This is a genomic window from Streptomyces chartreusis, assembly GCF_008704715.1.
GTDB classification, from domain to species: Bacteria; Actinomycetota; Actinomycetes; order Streptomycetales; family Streptomycetaceae; genus Streptomyces; species Streptomyces chartreusis.
This window is the reverse complement of sequence record NZ_CP023689.1, coordinates 3,662,974-3,679,741: the sequence shown is the minus strand read 5'-3', so window position 1 is coordinate 3,679,741 and position 16,768 is coordinate 3,662,974. Positions and strand designations below refer to the sequence as shown.

The following is a 16,768-nucleotide window of genomic DNA, read 5'->3' as shown; positions in this document are numbered from 1 at the left end:
CTTTGAGTCATCCTCAAACTCAACTTCCGTCAACTAGCGACAGGTCGGATATCCCTCTCCGGAATATGCGCGCGGACTGATACACATTCCCCCCTCAGCGCTATGCGTCAGGCGTGTGTGCGAAACGACGAGGGGTGTGATGTCGGGCTACGAACACCTGGCACGGGCCCTGGCCGTCTGTGCGCGTGACGGCTTCACCGGAGAGCTCAGGGTCAGCGGAACGCCGGGCGGCACCTTCCACCTCGGCGACGGCCGGGTGGTCGCCGCCGAGTCCCCCGGCGCACCGGGCCCCGAGGCGCTGCTGCTGCGCTCCGGCCGGGTCAGCGGCGAGCAGTGGGCCGAACTGATGCGGGAGTCCGGGGGCTCGCGCTGGCCGGCGACCGCCCTCATCGCACGCGGGTACGCGGGGGCGGCGCAGCTGCGGGTCGTGTGCGCGATGGCGCTGCACGACGCCGTGTTCGCCATCGCCGCCGGCCGGGTCGACGACTGCGAACGCGTCCCCACCTTCGAGCCGTTCGCGCAGGTCCCCGTGGGGGAACCGCCGCTCGGCCTGCTCCAGGGGGCGGCCCGCAGACTCACCGCGCTCACCGAGCTGCCGCACCCCGTCCACCCCGACCGCGAGCGGCCCGTGCCCGCACCGGCGCCCGCCGACACGGACACCCCGCTCACCGTCCTGCGGCGTGAGCTGCTCGCCCACGCCGACGGCCGCCGTACCGCCCGGGACCTCGCCTTCCGGATCGGGCGGGGCGTGTACGCCGTGACGGTCGAGGTCGCGCGGATGCTCGGCGACGGACTGCTGGTCTGCGCCGAGGCGCCCGCGCCGATCCCCGTCCGCCCCTTTCCGGACGGCCACGCGCTGCGCCCGCGGGAACCGGCGCCCGTCGAGCCGCCGCCGCACCCGCCCTCGACCCCGACCGCTCTGCCCCGCCGAAAACCCGGCAGCTTCTTCCGCCTGCGGAACGGAATTACGAGATGAGTCCGAAATGAAGCAGCCGATCAGATGTGAAAAGAAATAGGAGAGTCGCGTACATGGATCACAAGGCCCTGGCACTGGAAATGCGTGGCCTGCGCGAACAGGTCACCGGGATCACCGACACCGCGGTCGCCGCCGCCGACGGCCTCCTCATCGCCGCGGACACCGCCGACACCATCGACCCGGAGGGCCTCGCCGCCCTCGCCGCGGCCGGTCTCGGTCTCGCCAGGCGCACCGCCGACGCCACCGCCCGCGGCACCCTGCGCCGGACGGTCACCTACGGCAGCCATGGCTGTGCCGCCTTCTTCGCCGTCGGCGACACCGCCCTGATGGTCGTGCTCGGCGACGAGGGCATGGACGTGGACCACCTGAACCGGGCTACGCAGTCCGCCCTGCGACGCATCGATCTGATCCTCACCGACAAGGCACCAGAGGGAGTTTGAAGGGATGGCGACGAAGCGCATGACCTCAAGTTTCTCCGACCAGGTGATGAGCCTGGTCAAGCACCTTCGCACCGACGCCCCGGACTGCGTGGCCTCCGGGGTGGTCGACATGTCCACCGGGATGCTGCTGTCGTACGAGACCGTCGAGAACCATCCGCCGGAGGTCCTGGACCTGCTGGCGGGCGCGACGCTCGACCTGTTCCAGGGGCGCACGGTCGTGATGATCGAGGACGTCTTCAAGGAGCGCCGCGGCATCAGCAGCGACAACCACTTCTTCCAGGAGATCCTGGTCAACAGTGAGAACCTCACGCACCTGTTCGTGCGGCTGACCGAGCAGCAGGACGTGGTGGCCGTCGTCGTCTGCCGCAAGTCGGTCAACGTGGGCATGCTGTTCGCCCAGGTCCGGCGGGTCGTACGGGAGTACAGCCTCTGAACGCGACGGCGGTGGGGTTCCCCGAGGGGAGCCCCACCGCCGTCAGCCGTGCGCCGTCCGTCCTACTCGGTGCGCAGCCCGTCCGGCCGCATCAGCCGCAGCAGCGGCGGCAGGCTGAGGACCGTCACCGCCAGGACGATGCCGGCGCCGACGCCCGTCATCGACAGCACACTCGTCCAGTCCACGACGACCGGAGTGTTGGTCATCTTCAGCAGGACCGTGCCCAGCGTCATCCCCACCACCGAGGCCAGCAGCAGCCCCAGCGCGATCGGGATCGCCGTCTGCCACAGCACCGACAGGCTCAGCGTGCGGCGCCGGGTGCCGAAGGCGACCAGCGACGACAGCAGCTTCTTGCGGTCGCGCAACTGCTCCAGCTGCGAGACCAGCAGGCTCGCGCCGATCAGCGCCATGACACAGACGGCGCCGACGAACAGGCCGGTGCGGATGGTGCCGTAGCGTTCGGAGGTCTGCGTGGAGTACCAGTTCATGGGGTACGACAGCGGGTCGGCGGCCGCAGCGGTGTTCCGCACGAGGTCGTGGACGTCCGGCACGGAGCTGTCGAGCTGCAGGTACAGCTGCCCCCGCAGCGCCGGCTCGGCCGACGCGGGCAGCGCCTTCGGCGTGACGAGGAAGCCGCCGCGCTCCCGGCCCGTCAGGTCCTCGCGAGAGCGGGCCTCCTTGATGCCCCGCGGGATCTTCCAGGCGATCTCCTGCCGCTTCGGGCTGCCCTCGTACGACGGGTCGAGGTACACCGTCCGGCCCGCCTCCTTCGCCAGCTTCGGGGTGTCCTCGTCCCACTCGGCGTTCGACACGTAGAAGATGTCGCCGTCGCGGCACGAGGGCAGCTCGGCCGCCTCGCGCAGGGACGCGCAGTCGCCGACGGTCATCTCGACGCCCGTCTCGGGGTCCTTCCGCCGCTCGCCCAGGTAGCCCTCGGCGTACGCGTAGACCCCCTCGACTCCCTTGGTGTCCCGGAACTTCTCCACCGCCGGGTCGAGCTGGGCATTACGGGACAGCGACACCTGCATCTGCGCACGCTCGACGTCCTTGCCGGAGGACTTCGTGTAGTCGCTCTCCACCCCGGCGAACAGCATCTGGAGTGCGATGGCACCGGCCACCGCCACCGCGACGCCGTTCACCATGCGGGCCGCCGTGCCGCTGCTCAACTGGAGCCTGCGGACCGCGAGCTGCCAGGCCACGCCGCCAGAGCCGAGCCGGGCGACGACCGCCTCGACGATCCACGGCAGGAGCGTGGTCACGCCGATGAGCAGCAGGAGCACACCGCCGATGACGAGGTACTCGTTGAAGGTGCCGTTCTCACGGCCCTGGCCGATCATCGGCCACAGCATCGCGAGGCCACCGATCGGCAGCAGCAGCCGCCACCACAGCCGGCGCCGCGCGGGCTTCGCCGTACGCACCACGCCGAGCGGTTCGATCACCACACCGCGCATCGCGAACAGCGTCACCAGTACGGCCGCCGCCGGGACGGCCAGGCCGACCAGCAGGGCCAGCGCGGGGGAGGGGTCGAGGTAGCTCGGGAACACACTGACCTCGAACACCTCGACCGAGCCCGCGATCTGGCGCCCGATCATGAAGAAGGCGGTGCCGAAGCCCAGGCCCAGCACGGCGCCCGCCAGTGCCTCGCCGGCCGCGACGCGGCGCACCATGCGCCCGTCGGAACCGACGAGCCGCAGTGCCGCGAGCCGCCGGTCGCGCCGCTCGCCGCCGAAGCGCACGGCCGCGGCGATGAAGACGGCGACCGGCATCAGCAGCACCACGAAGATCACGATGACCAGCAGGAGCAGTACGGGGTCGGTCTCCGTCTCGGTGGGGCTGGTGTCCCCGAACCGGTCGATACGGGCGACCCGGGCGCCGTCGATGTGCTCGGCGAGGCCCTCGCCGCCCCGGAAGAAGGCGAGTTCGTGCGAGCCGATCAGGCCGCTCTCGCCGATGGTGCCGACGATCCGCTCGGGCAGCCGCTCGCGCAGAAGCTTGGCGTCGTCCGACTCCAGAAGCCGCTTCAGGGCGGGGGAGACCACCATCTCGCCCGTCGCGGGGAACTTCTCCAGCCCCGGCGGCAGCGGCGCCTTCGCGCCCTCGGGCTCCAGTGCCCGGCCGCGGATGTCCTTCTCGCGCCAGTCCGTGTCGACGTCCGCGATGAGCAGGCTGCGGTCGGAGCGCTTGAGGTCCAGGTGGCTGTAGTCGACGTCGGCGCGGGCGCTCTCGCGTTCGTGCCGGACCGACTGCATGTTGGGGACCGCGGTGGTGAGCAGCAGCAGCGCCACCCCGAGCCCCACGCCGACGGCCGTCAGCAGGGCACGGACCCACCCCTCACGTCCGCCCACGAAGGCGAACCGGACCCCCATTCCGAGGTCCCTGGCCCACTGACCTACGTTCATACGACCCGCTCCATGTCCCGGGACTTGCCGTCGCGTACGACGATCTCGCGGTCGGAGTAGGCGGCGACCCGGGCCTCGTGCGTGACGAGGACGACGGCGGCGTTGGTGGAGCGGGCGGCGTCCGTCAGCAGCTCCATCACGCGCTCGCCGTTGAGGGAGTCCAGCGCGCCGGTCGGCTCGTCGGCGAACAGCACGCGCGGGTTGGTGACCAGCGCACGGGCGACGGCGACACGCTGCCCCTGACCGCCGGAGACCTCGCCGGGCCGCTTCTTGCGCAGGTCGTCGACCTCCAGCCGCTCCATCCAGGTGAGGGCGGTGCGCTCGGCCTCCTTGCGGGAGGTGCCGTTGAGCCGCAGCGGCAGGGCGACGTTCTCCACGCAGGTCAGCTCGGGCACGAGCTGACCGAACTGGAAGACGAACCCGAACTCCGAGCGCCTGAGGGCACTGCGCTGGGCGTCGCCCATGGTGGCCAGCTCACGCCCGTTGTAGGTGATGGACCCGGAGTCGGGCGGCACGATGCCGGCGAGGCAGTGCAGCAGCGTGGACTTGCCGGAGCCGGAGGGCCCCATGACGGCGACGACCTCGCCGGGGTGGATGGAGAACTCGGCGCCGTCGAGGGCGAGGGTCGGGCCGTAGGCCTTGCGCAGGTCCTCGGCCGCGAGCAGGGAACCGGGAGGCGGAGTCACTTGGTCACCACCTCGGCGAGCTTGTCGAGACGCGCGGCGGTCAGCTCCAGCCAGCGCAGGTCGGCCTCGAGGTGGAACAGGGCGTGGTCGCAGATCAGCTGGTCGGCCAGGTCCCCCTTCCGCTTGCGGTCGGTGAGGATGCGCATCATGCGCAGGTGCTCGGCCCGCTGGGTGTCGAGGATGTCGGCGGCGTCGCGCCGGGTGAGCAGAGCCAGGACGACCTTGGTGTACAGGGTCGACTGGAGGTACGGCTCCGGCTTCTCGGGCGTCGCGAGCCACCGCTGGACGTCGGTGATACCGGCGTCGGTGATCGCGTACCGCTTCCGCTCGGGCCCGCCGCCGGGCTCGATGCCGTCGACCTCGACGAGACCGTTCTTCAGCAGCCGGGACATCGTCGAATAGACCTGGCCGTAGTGCAGCGGCCGGTCGTGACCGAACTTCTCGTCGAAGGCCCGCTTCAGGTCGTAGCCGTGGCGGGGGCCCGATTCCAGGAGCCCTAGGAGGGTGTGACCGATGGACATGTCCAGGACTCTACACGGGGTGTATACGCCCTATGTATACGCGGAGTGTGTAGATCATGGCAGTGGGTGTGAAGGCCCAGGTGGGGCCCGATTGTCACGGTTCTGCTACTGGGACTCGGGCGGCTTCACCGGCGGACGACCCCTGCGGGGGATCGGCTTGGTGTCGCCCGGCAGCCGGCCCGCCTCCGCGAGGGCGCGCCGCAGCAGGAACTCGATCTGCGCGTTGGCGGACCGCAGTTCGTCGCCCGCCCATCGCGCGAGCGCCTCGTACACGGCCGGGTCGAGCCGCAGCAGCACCTGCTTGCGCTGCGGCCGACCCTGCGGGGCCGGGCCCCCGGAAGAATCCGTCACTGGTAGAGCGTCCCGGTGTTGAGGACCGGCTGCGGGGCCCTGTCGCCGCAGAGCACCACCATCAGGTTGGACACCATCGCCGCCTTGCGCTCCTCGTCCAGCTCCACGATGTCCCGCTCGGAGATCCGGGCGAGCGCCGCCTCGACCATGCCCACCGCACCGTCGACGATCTGCCGCCGGGCCGCGACGACCGCTCCGGCCTGCTGGCGCTGGAGCATCGCGGAGGCGATCTCGGGAGCGTACGCGAGATGCGTGAAGCGCGACTCGATGATCTGCACCCCGGCCGCCTCCACGCGCGCGTGCAGTTCGACGGCGAGCTTCTCGGTGATCTCCTCGGCGTTGCCGCGCAGTGAGAGGCCGCCCTCGTCATGGGCGTCGTAGGGGTACTCGATGGCGATGTGCCGCACGGCCGCCTCGGTCTGGGTGGAGACGAACTCCAGGAAGTCGTCCACCTCGAACGTGGCCTGCGCGGTGTCCTCCACCTTCCATACGACGACCGCGGCGAGCTCGATCGGGTTGCCGTAGGCGTCGTTGACCTTCAGTACGGCCGTCTCGTGGTTGCGGACCCGGGTCGAGATCTTCGTGCGGGAGGTGAAGGGGTTCACCCAGCGCAGTCCGTCCTCGCGGATGGTGCCCCGGTAGCGCCCGAAGAGCTGGACGACCCGCGCCTCGCCCGGCGCGACCATGTTCAGTCCGCACATGGCCAATATCGCCGCGATGGCGACCAGGATGCCGACGATGATCAGGGCCGCCTTGGCGCCGCCGTCGGAGACCGTGCCGCCGGCGGCGATCAGCCCCGCACCGACGAGCAGTCCGACCAGGCCCAGCAGCAGGGCGAGGCCGCCGCCGATGCTGTGCGCCGTGAACTCCCGCACGCGGGGCGCGGGCATCTCGGGCACGTCCGCGGTGGCTGACGTGGTGTCGGCCCTGTCTTCGGGTGTGTTCGGCATGTTCGACATGGGTGATATCCCCCGTTTCCTTCGGAAGCCGCAGTGGGTCTCCACTAGCTTCAGTCTAGCTAAGTGATATCACTTTACCCCGCCCGAGCAACCCTATGCACCCCTCAGCCGTCGGTTCCGGTGGGACAGGTGCTGATTGTCACGTCCGTAAAAGACCGGATCGGCCGGGCTTTGTCACATCTTCCGGTGTTAGCTTTCTGAGCTGACCTGAGCGGCGAACCTGTGTGACAGCAGCGCACACAAGAACGAAGCGGAGCGGAACGGACCCATGGGACGAGCGGAAGAGAGACGAGCACGGCAGCGCGGCGGCCGCCGCGCGGCGCCCCGGCGTTCGTCCGGGACGCCGTCGAACACGGGGGCCGGCGAATCGACCACCGTCATAGGGAACCCGTCGGCCGCCGGCGGCCGGGCCGCTGCCCGGCGCGCCGCAAAGGGCGGTGACGGCAAGGGCCGAATACGTCGGCTGTTCACCTGGAAGAAGATCGTCGGCACGTTCCTCGGCTTCTGCCTGCTCGGCATCGGCGCCTTCATCGCGCTCTACCTCGCGGTCGACGTCCCCGAGGACAACGCCGCGGCCCAGGCGGCCCAGCGGCAGAGCAACGTCTACAAGTACAGCGACGGCTCCACCCTGGCCCGCGACGGCGAGGTGAACCGCGAGATCGTGGACCTGTCCAAGGTCCCCAAGAAGGTCCAGAGGACCTTCGTCGCCGCCGAGAACAAGACGTTCTACGACGACCACGGCATCGACCTGAAGGGCACCGCCCGCGGTGTGCTCAACACCCTGATGGGCAAGGGCGCGCAGGGCGGTTCGACGATCACCCAGCAGTACGTCAAGAACTATTACCTCAGCCAGGAACAGACGGTCAGCCGCAAGCTCAAGGAGATGGTCATCTCCCTGAAGGTCGACCGCCAGATGTCCAAGGACGACATCCTCGCCGGCTACATCAACACCAGCTACTACGGCCGCGGCGCCTACGGCATCCAGGCCGCCTCCCAGGCCTACTACCGCAAGGACGCCGAGAAGCTCTCCGTCGCGCAGGGCGCGTACCTCGCGGCCCTGCTCCAGGCGCCGAGCCAGTACGACTGGCATGCCGCCTCGGACACCGGCAAGCGGCTGGTCACCAACCGCTGGAACTACGTCCTGGACAACATGGTCGAGGAGGGCTGGCTGGAGCAGTCCGAGCGCCAGAAGCTGACGAAGCTCCCGGAGCCCGAGGAGCCCAGGCCCACCGCGGGCCGGGAGGGCCAGAAGGGCTATCTGATCGAGCTCGCCAACCGTCAGCTGGAGGACCGGCTGATGGAGCAGCAGGGCATCACCCGCTCCCAGGCCGAGGCCGCCGTCGTCGACCAGGGCTGGACCATCACCCTGAACGTCGACAAGAAGAAGCAGGCCGCGCTGGAGAAGGCCGTCAAGGCCGAACTGACCAGCAAGCTCGACAAGAAGAAGCGCAAGGTCGACGCGAACGTCCAGGCCGGCGCGGTCTCCGTCGATCCCGAGACGGGGAAGATCCTCGCCCTGTACGGCGGTGTGGACTACTTCAAGCACTACACGAGCAACGCGACCCGCCCCGACTACCAGCCCGCCTCCACGTTCAAGCCGGTCATCCTGGCCGCCGCCCTGGAGGAGAGCGCCGAGACGCAGTCCGGCAAGCCGATCGGCGCGAACACCGTCTACGACGGCACCAGCAAGCGTCAGGTCGTGGACGCGAGCGGCGACAAGGTCGGGTTCGCGCCGGAGAACGAGGACGACCAGAACTACGGCGACGTCACCGTCCAGACGGCGATGAACAAGTCCATCAACTCCGTCTTCGCGCAGATGGGCGTCGACGTCGGCATGAAGAGCGTCATGGACGTGGCCGGCAAGCTCGGCATGAACACCGAGGACGAGCAGGCCGTCCCGGCGCAGACCCTGGGCACCATGGGCGCGAGCCCGCTCCAGATGGCCGGGGTGTACGCCACCCTCGACAACCACGGCAAGAAGGTCACGCCCGGCATCCTCAAGAAGGCCGAGCACAACAGCCGTAAGGTCGACATCCCGGACCCGATCGGTGAGCAGGTCATCAGCGCCGAGGCCGCGGACACGGTGACCTCGGTGCTGACGGGCGTGGTCGACGACGGCACGGCCCGTCAGTCCGTGGCGAACAACCCCAAGCGCAGCGGCCAGAAGGTCGCCGGCAAGACGGGTACCTCCGACGACAACAAATCGGCCTGGTTCACCGGCTACACGCCCGACCTGGTCACCTCGGTGGGCCTGTTCGGCGAGGACGCCAAGACCCACGCGCAGACCAAGATGTACGGAGCCGGCGGCTTCGACCGCGTCAACGGCGGTGGCTTCCCGGCGCAGATCTGGGCGTCGTACATGTTCGGGGTGACCGACCCCGACGCCCGGTTCGACCTCGACACCGACCAGGGCGCGGCCGTCCGGCCGACGTGGACCCCGACCCCGTCCGAGGAGCCGACGACCGAGGAACCGACGGACGAGCCGACGACGAAGGAGCCCACGGAGGAGCCGACGACGAAGGAGCCGACCGAGGAGCCGACGACGGAGGAGCCCACGGAGGAGCCGACGACGGAGGAACCCACGGACGAGCCGACGGACGAACCGACGGGCGACATCACACTGGACCCGGTCCGCCCGGGCAACGAACAGTAGGACAGCGCCCCTTCAGGGGCGCGGGGAACTGCGCGATCAACCACGACGCAGCCGCTGTAGGCGACGCGCAGTTCCCCAACGGCGACTAGCCTCGATTCAACTCGAACCAGACAACCTTGCCGGTGCTCAACCGAGTCGCCCCCCACCGCCGGGCAAGCCGGTTGACGAGATACAGCCCCCGCCCACCCTCATCCGTGGCGCGAGCCTGCCGCAGCCGCGGCAACTGCGGCACGTCGTCACCGACCTCGCACCGCAGCACATCGGTCCGCAGCAGCCGCAGCGTCACCGGCCGCGAGGCGTACCGCACGGCGTTCGTGACGACCTCGCTGACCAACAGCTCGACCGAGTCGGTCAGTTCCTCCAGGCCCCAGCGGGCCAGCGCACGCCGCGCCAGCCGCCGGGCACGGCCCGGCGCCGCGTCCTCGGGCTCCAGGAACCAGTACGCCACATCGCTCGGCGCGATGTCGTCGTCCCGGTCGCCCGGCCCCAGCATGTCGAGCACCTCGTCGCACAGGGCCTCGAGCGGCGGCGGATGGTCGGGCCCGGTCAGCTGGGCGGTCGCGGCGAGCTTCTCACGCAGCTGTTCTATGCCGGTCCAGACGTCGCGCAGCCGCGACTCGACCAGGCCGTCGGTGTAGAGCAGCAGGGTCGCCCCGGCCGGTGCGTCCAGCTCCACGGCCTCGAAGTCGACGCCGCCGACGCCGATCGGCGCGCCCGCGGGCACCCGGAGCACCTCGGCCCGGCCGCCCAGGTGCAGCAGGACGGGCGGCGGATGACCGGCGTTGGCGATGGTGATGCGGTGCGAGACCGGGTCGTAGACCGCGTACAGGCAGGTCGCCATGCGGTCGGTGCCCAGGCGCTGGGCCTGCTCGTCGAGATGGTGCAGGACCTCCTGGGGCGGCAGGTCCAGGCCGGCGAGGGTCTGGGCCGTGGTCCGCAGCTGGCCCATGATCGCGGCCGACGTCATGGAGTGGCCCATCACGTCACCGACGACCAGCGCCACCCGGCTGCCCGGCAGCGGGATCGCGTCGTACCAGTCGCCGCCGACCCGGGCCGTCTCGGCCGCCGGGAGGTAGCGGGAGGCCAGCCGTACGCCGGTCGGGCGGGGGAGCGTCTCGGGGAGCATGGTGCGCTGGAGCTCGTCGGCGATGTACGCCTCACGGCCGTACAGCACGGCCTTGTCGATGCCGAGCGCGCTGTGCGTGGCGAGCTGGGCGGCGACCAGGAGGTCGTCCGGCTCGAAGGCGAGGCGCTCCGGGCGGCGCAGGAAGACCGCGGCGCCGATGACCCGGCGGCGGCCGCGCAGCGGGGCGAGGATCGCGCGCTGCCCGTCGGGGATGATCAGCTGGCCGTCGTCGCCGAGCAGTTCCGGCAGGGCGGCGCGGGCGGCGGGCGCGTCGGCGAAGACCGGACGCACCCCGCGCAGCACCTCGGCGAGCGCGCCGCCGGGCCGTACCTCGCACAGTTCGGCGGTCAGCGAGGACAGTTCGGAGAGCTCGGTCGGCTCCGGCTGCTGCTGTGCGGGCAGGAAGCCGTTCTCGCTGTCCCGTTCCTCCGGGATGCGGTCGGTGCGGCGCAGCCGCAGCACGACGGGCCCGGTGGGCCGCTCGTCGCCGACCGGCAGCGGGTCGCGCAGATAGACGAGGATCGCGTCGGAGAAGGTCGGCACGGTCGCCCGGCACAGCCCCATCACGATCTCGTCCAGGTCGATGCCGCGGGCGATGCGCCGGGTGGCGGCGCCCACGAAGCGCAGCCGGTCGCCGTCACGCCGCATGGGCGTCGGCCGGCCGGGCTGCACGGCCCCTCCGGTGCGCCGCTCGGCGGAGGCCGACGGCTGCTCGGTGCCGGGCTGGGGCGGGATGGACTCCGTGACGGGTCGCGGCCGGTGTTCCCCCAGGTTCTCGGCTTCGCTCGAACTGGGAGGTGCCCCCATGGGCTCGGCGGCGACGGAGGGCTGCGAGTGCTCGGGGCCGTTGCCGGCGATGTCTGGGTGCTCCTTGCTCGGGCCGGACGGGGCGGTGGTGCCCGGCGTGGAGGGGGTGTCACCGGTGCGCGCCTGCGCGGGTAAGGCGGTGCCACCGCCAGGGGTGTGGGGCGGCGTGGAGTGCGTGGTCGACGGTGTCGAGGCACGCACGAGCGCCCCGCGGGACTCCGCGGGGTCGACGCCCGTCTCGGGGCGTTCGAAGGAGGTCGGCTGCTCCGTCACGCCTTTCGAATCCATCCGTCCGGGGCTGCGCGCCGCGCGTGCAGTTCGTCCCGCCGAAACTCCGATACCCGGAATACGTGCCCCAGGAACGGAATCCCCGCGTGGCCAGAGGCAGTTCCTGTGCCACCGGTGCAGGACCGCCTCCGGTCCGACCCGGCATTGCCCTGGTAACCCTCGCTCACGTCCTGCCGCCCCTCGGTGACGATCGGTCAAGCCCGGCGCGCACTCCGGTAGTTGCCCTTGCGCGCCCTTGCGGAGGACGATCCTACGTTTGTAGCCCGGGGGCGCATCAAGGGTCTCATGAGGACATGTGCGCGGGCGTGCGATCCCAGTCCTCAGGCAAAGAAGGTACAGCCCAGGCGGGATCGGGGCGCCAGTGCTGCCATCCGTCGGCGAACGGAGGCCCCCAGGCGCGGATCACCTCCACCGCGTCACGGCCCGCCCGGCGCACCCGCGCGGCCAGCTGATCGTCCATCAGTCCGTCCCGCTGGGCCTGCGCGAACTCGTCCTCGTCCCGCCAGTGCCAACTGCGGTCCGGATGCACGGAGATGTCGAGGAAGTGGTCCTCGGAGTCCACCCCGCCCGACCAACGGGCCAGCGGCTCCTCGAGGTTCACGTACCAGTTCTTGAACTGCCACCCCGGCTCCCAGAACAGCCATACCGACCACGGCTCACCGGGCCGTGCGAGCTTGAGCACGCCGGTCCCGAACCACCGGTCGCGCTGTACGGAACGCGGCTTGGTGTAGCGGGTCGCAAGGGGTTCCTGATGCACTGATGTGCCATCGGCGAGCACCGGCTTGACGCACTCCGTGCCCGGCGCGAGCCACACGGCGAGGATGTCCTCGTCGTCGCGGACTACGGTGACGGGGCGCACGATGTGGAAGCGACGGCCGGCGTTCTCCCGGTACCGCCACAGGATCCGCGTCCCGGGCGCCCAGCGGACCGGCGATCCGCCCGCTGCCACTTCCGTCGTCATCGCTCCACCGTCCGCCATGAACAGATATTAGGTGCCACAGGCATACGACGCTGCGGCGCCCGTCACGGTTCACACCACCGTGATCACCGGTTACGGCCGTGTCATCCTCAGCACGTCGAGGGCCTCGTCCAGCTGCTCCGTCGTGAGGTCGCCGCGCTCCACGTATCCGCCGTCCAGGACGACTTGGCGGATCGTCCTGCGCTCCGCGAGGGCCTTCTTGGCGACCTTGGCGGCCTCCTCGTACCCGATGTACTTGTTGAGCGGCGTCACCACGGAGGGTGACGATTCGGCGTACTCGCGGGCCCGTTCCCGGTTCGCGGTGATGCCGTCCACGGTCTTGTCGGCGAGCAGCCGGGAGACGTTCGCGAGCAGCCGGATCGACTCCAGGACGTTCTTGGCGATGACCGGAAGCATCACGTTGAGCTCGAAGTTGCCGGCCGCTCCGGCGGCGGCGACCGTGGCGTCGTTGCCCGTGACCTGGGCGGCGACCATGAGCACGGCCTCGGGGATGACCGGGTTGACCTTGCCGGGCATGATCGACGAACCGGGCTGGAGATCGGGCAGGTTGATCTCGGCGAGCCCGGTGCGTGGTCCCGAGGCCGCCCACCGCAGATCGTTGGCGATCTTCGTCAGGCCCACGGCGATGGTCCGCAGCTGCCCGCTGGTCTCGACGATGCCGTCCCGCGCGCCCTGCGCCTCGAAGTGGTCGCGGGCCTCGGTCAGCGGCAGGCCCGTGACGCGGGCGACCTCCTCGATGACCGCGGCGGAGAAGCCGGGCGGGGTGTTGATGCCGGTGCCGACGGCGGTGCCGCCCAGGGGCAGCTCGGCGAGGCGGGGGAGGGAGGCGTAGAGCCGCTCGACGCCGTAGCGGATCTGGGCGGCGTACCCGCCGAACTCCTGGCCCAGCGTCACGGGCGTGGCGTCCATGAGGTGGGTGCGCCCCGACTTCACCACGTCGGCGAACTCCTCGGCCTTGCGCTCCAGGGAGGCGGCGAGGTGCTCCAGGGCCGGGACGAGGTCGCGGGTGACGGCGGCGGTGGCGGCGATGTGGATCGAGGACGGGAAGACGTCGTTGGACGACTGCGAGGCGTTGACGTGGTCGTTCGGGTGGACGTCCCGGCCGAGCCGCTCGGTCGCGAGCGTGGCGACGACCTCGTTGGTGTTCATGTTCGACGAGGTGCCGGAACCGGTCTGGAAGACGTCGATCGGGAAATGCGCGTCCCAGTCGCCGCGGGCGACCTCCCCGGCCGCCTCCTGGATCGCCTCGGCGATGTCCTCATCGAGCACGCCCAGCCGCGCGTTCACCTTGGCCGCGGCGCCCTTGATGCGCGCGAGCGCCTCGATGTGGGCACGCTCGATGTGCTGGCCGGAGATCGGGAAGTTCTCGACGGCACGCTGGGTCTGGGCCCGCCACTTGGCGTCCGCCGGGACGCGGACCTCGCCCATGGAGTCGTGCTCGATGCGGTATTCGCTCATGCCCGGTACAGCGACCGAGGGGGCCCGGATGTTCCGGACCTTGCGCCGATCGCGCGATCGGCGCAAGGTCCGCGATGCCTACGCCAGACCGGGGCCGCGCACCGGGATGCTGGTGAACGTCGGGGCGGGCGCCGGGTCCTGGAAGAAGTCGTTGCCCTTGTCGTCGACCACGATGAACGCCGGGAAGTCCTCGACCTCGATCTTCCAGACGGCCTCCATGCCGAGCTCCTCGTACTCGACGACCTCGACCTTCTTGATGCAGTCCTGGGCGAGCCGGGCGGCGGGGCCGCCGATGGAGCCGAGGTAGAAGCCGCCGTGCGCGTCGCACGCGTCGGTGACCTGCTTGCTGCGGTTGCCCTTGGCGAGCATCACCTTGGAGCCGCCGGCGGCCTGGAACTGCTCGACGTAGGAGTCCATGCGGCCGGCCGTCGTCGGACCGAAGGAACCGGACGCGTAGCCCTCGGGGGTCTTCGCGGGCCCGGCGTAGTACACCGGGTGGTCCTTGAGGTACTGCGGCATGTCCTCGCCCGCGTCCAGCCGCTCCTTGATCTTGGCGTGCGCGATGTCACGGGCCACGACCAGCGGGCCGGTGAGCGAGAGCCGGGTCTTGACCGGGTACTTGGTCAGCTCGGCGAGGATGTCGTCCATCGGCTGGTTGAGGTCGATGCGGACGACGTCCGAGGACTCGTCGAGGTGCTCGTCGGTCGTCTCCGGCAGGAAGCGCGCCGGGTCCGTCTCCAGCTGCTCCAGGAAGACGCCCTCGGCGGTGATCTTCGCGACGGCCTGGCGGTCGGCGGAGCAGGAGACGGCGATGGCGACCGGGCAGGAGGCGCCGTGCCGGGGCAGGCGCACCACGCGCACGTCGTGGCAGAAGTACTTGCCGCCGAACTGCGCCCCGATGCCGATCTGCTGCGTCAGCTCGAAGACCTTCTCCTCCAGCTCCTTGTCCCGGAAGCCGTGCCCGAGCGGCGAGCCCTCGGCCGGGATCTCGTCCAGGTAGTGCGCGGAGGCGTACTTGGCGGTCTTCAGCGCGTACTCGGCGGAGGTGCCGCCGACGACGATCGCCAGGTGGTACGGCGGGCACGCGGCCGTACCGAGCGAGCGGATCTTCTCCTCCAGGAACTTCATCATGGAGGACTCGTTCAGGACGGCCTTGGTCTCCTGGTACAGGAAGGACTTGTTGGCGGAGCCGCCGCCCTTCGCCATGAACAGGAACTTGTAGGCGCCGCCGTCGGTGGCGTACAGCTCGATCTGCGCCGGCAGGTTGGAGCCGGTGTTCTTCTCCTCCCACATGGTGAGCGGAGCCATCTGCGAGTACCGCAGGTTGAGGTTCAGGTAGGCGTCGTAGATGCCGCGGCTGAGGGCGGCCTCGTCGCCGCCCTCGGTCAGCACGTTCTGGCCGCGCTTGCCCATCACGATCGCCGTACCGGTGTCCTGGCACATGGGCAGGACACCCGCCGCCGCGATGTTCGCGTTCTTCAGCAGGTCCAGCGCCACGAACTTGTCGTTGCTCGACGCCTCGGGGTCGTCGATGATCCGGCGAAGCTGGGCGAGGTGGGCCGGGCGCAGGTAGTGCTGGATGTCGTGGATGGCCTCCTCGGCCAGCTTGCGCAGCGCCTCCGGCTCCACCTTGAGGAACGTCCGCCCGTCGGCCTCGAAGGTGGAGACACCCTCGGCGGTCACCAGCCGGTAGGGGGTGGTGTCCTCTCCCATGGGGAGCAGATCGGTGTACGCGAACTCAGGCATGTCGCCCATTCCTCACTCGACAGACAGCGCGGCTGACCTCCATTGGCAGCGTCCACCAGCGTAGGACCTGCCGTCGGCGCCGAGCTTGTGAGGTAAGGCTCAGTTCGACGGACGTCGTAGGATCCCGCGAGGGGCTATCGCGATCTATCGTGTTTGGGTACGCTGCTGCCGTGGACCTTCAGAAGCGCACCGCTCCCGCTCCCGCCACCGAGCTCCGGGCGTCCGACGCCGACCGCGACCGGATCGCCGACATCCTGCGCGACGCCCTGGGCGAAGGGCGTCTGACCGCCGATGAGCACGCCGAGCGGGTCGAGGGTGTCCTGGCCGCCAAGACGGTCGGTGAACTGGAGGTGTTCATCCGGGATCTGCCCGCCGCACAGCGGCGCCGCGACCCGTACGTCGCCGCCCCCAGCCGCCCGGCCCCGGGCGCCATCCCGGTCGAGCCCGACGACAACGTGGTCGCGGTGTTCAGCAGCGCCGTCCGCAAGGGCCGCTGGCGCGCGGGCCGCCGGATCCACGCGTACGCGATCTTCGGCAGCGTCGAGATAGACCTCAGCGAGGCGCTCTTCCAGTACCAGCACGTGATGATCCGGGCGATCTCGGTCTTCGGCAACGTCGAGGTCCGCGTCCCGGAGAACGTCTCGCTGCGCGGCGCCGGCGGCGGTGTGCTCGGCAACTTCGAGGTGGACCACCTCGACGCGGAGGACCCCGAGGCGCCGGTCGTCCATGTCGACGGCTGGGCCGTGCTGGGCAACATCGAAGGCAGGCCGAAACGGGGCAAGCTCGTGGCGGACATACTCGATCGCGTTCAGCGCAAGGTCGACAAGAGTTTGCGCAAGCATCTGGATCGTTGACGGTTGTGAATCGGACCGCACGACTCCGGCTGTCGGGCCGCTGAAGTGCCGTGCCGCGGTGTGCGGGACCACCCGAAATCCAGCGGTTCGGA

Annotated in this window: 14 protein-coding genes; 5 read left to right on the top strand and 9 right to left on the bottom strand. The window is 70.2% G+C overall.

The genetic code is table 11. The annotated features are described in order from the left end of the window. Window positions 1–139: 139 nt before the first annotated feature. Genes CP983_RS15455 through CP983_RS15445 form a run of 3 tightly spaced genes read left to right on the top strand, consistent with a single transcriptional unit; the run spans window position 140 to window position 1,849 of the window. Entirely contained in the window at window positions 140–976 is an 837-nt protein-coding gene (locus CP983_RS15455) for a MarR family transcriptional regulator (RefSeq protein WP_150499933.1), read from the top strand. Window positions 977–1,029: 53 nt separating this feature from the next. Then, a complete protein-coding gene (locus CP983_RS15450; RefSeq protein ID WP_030959166.1) occupies window positions 1,030–1,416 on the top strand; it encodes a roadblock/LC7 domain-containing protein in 387 nt (128 codons plus the stop codon). Window positions 1,417–1,420: 4 nt separating this feature from the next. Continuing rightward, a complete protein-coding gene (locus CP983_RS15445; protein ID WP_107903512.1) occupies window positions 1,421–1,849 on the top strand; it encodes a hypothetical protein in 429 nt (142 codons plus the stop codon). Between the two features lie 62 nt (window positions 1,850–1,911). Here the strand turns inward: CP983_RS15445 and CP983_RS15440 are convergent, their stop codons facing one another. The 5 genes from CP983_RS15440 to CP983_RS15420 form a co-directional block, all read right to left on the bottom strand. Next, window positions 1,912–4,248, bottom strand: coding sequence for an ABC transporter permease (locus tag CP983_RS15440; RefSeq protein WP_150499931.1), 2,337 nt, complete (start codon window positions 4,246–4,248; stop codon window positions 1,912–1,914). Then, a complete protein-coding gene (locus tag CP983_RS15435) occupies window positions 4,245–4,934 on the bottom strand; it encodes an ABC transporter ATP-binding protein (protein ID WP_107903508.1) in 690 nt (229 codons plus the stop codon). The genes CP983_RS15440 and CP983_RS15435 overlap by 4 nt, the downstream gene beginning before the upstream one ends. Beyond that, window positions 4,931–5,455, bottom strand: coding sequence for a PadR family transcriptional regulator (locus CP983_RS15430; protein ID WP_030952544.1), 525 nt, complete (start codon window positions 5,453–5,455; stop codon window positions 4,931–4,933). Before CP983_RS15430 ends, CP983_RS15435 begins: the two co-directional genes overlap by 4 nt. A gap of 105 nt (window positions 5,456–5,560) precedes the next feature. Next, window positions 5,561–5,806 (bottom strand): type II toxin-antitoxin system antitoxin, encoded by a 246-nt coding sequence (locus tag CP983_RS15425; protein ID WP_150499929.1) that lies wholly within the window; start codon window positions 5,804–5,806, stop codon window positions 5,561–5,563. Beyond that, window positions 5,803–6,756 carry an SPFH domain-containing protein gene (locus tag CP983_RS15420; RefSeq protein WP_150506605.1) on the bottom strand — a complete coding sequence of 318 codons (954 nt, stop codon included), beginning with the start codon at window positions 6,754–6,756 and terminating at the stop codon, window positions 5,803–5,805. Before CP983_RS15420 ends, CP983_RS15425 begins: the two co-directional genes overlap by 4 nt. 277 nt (window positions 6,757–7,033) lie before the next feature. Between CP983_RS15420 and CP983_RS15415 the strand changes: the two genes are divergently transcribed. Further along, entirely contained in the window at window positions 7,034–9,418 is a 2,385-nt protein-coding gene (locus tag CP983_RS15415) for a transglycosylase domain-containing protein (RefSeq protein WP_150499927.1), read from the top strand. Window positions 9,419–9,503: 85 nt separating this feature from the next. On the opposite strand, the gene CP983_RS15410 is transcribed toward CP983_RS15415, so the two are convergent. The 4 genes from CP983_RS15410 to CP983_RS15395 form a co-directional block, all read right to left on the bottom strand. After that, window positions 9,504–11,639: an ATP-binding SpoIIE family protein phosphatase gene (locus CP983_RS15410; RefSeq protein ID WP_208852836.1), complete on the bottom strand. Its 2,136-nt coding sequence runs from the start codon at window positions 11,637–11,639 to the stop codon at window positions 9,504–9,506. A gap of 283 nt (window positions 11,640–11,922) precedes the next feature. Further along, on the bottom strand, window positions 11,923–12,618 hold the full coding sequence (fomD, locus tag CP983_RS15405; protein WP_125526086.1) for a cytidylyl-2-hydroxypropylphosphonate hydrolase: 696 nt from the start codon (window positions 12,616–12,618) through the stop codon (window positions 11,923–11,925). Between the two features lie 72 nt (window positions 12,619–12,690). After that, window positions 12,691–14,076, bottom strand: a complete 1,386-nt coding sequence (locus CP983_RS15400; protein ID WP_150499923.1) for a class II fumarate hydratase — start codon at window positions 14,074–14,076, stop codon at window positions 12,691–12,693. Between the two features lie 78 nt (window positions 14,077–14,154). Next, a complete protein-coding gene (locus CP983_RS15395; protein WP_163016832.1) occupies window positions 14,155–15,822 on the bottom strand; it encodes a fumarate hydratase in 1,668 nt (555 codons plus the stop codon). Window positions 15,823–15,992: 170 nt separating this feature from the next. Between CP983_RS15395 and CP983_RS15390 the strand changes: the two genes are divergently transcribed. Beyond that, a complete protein-coding gene (locus CP983_RS15390; RefSeq protein ID WP_107903494.1) occupies window positions 15,993–16,676 on the top strand; it encodes a DUF1707 SHOCT-like domain-containing protein in 684 nt (227 codons plus the stop codon). Window positions 16,677–16,768: the final 92 nt, after the last annotated feature.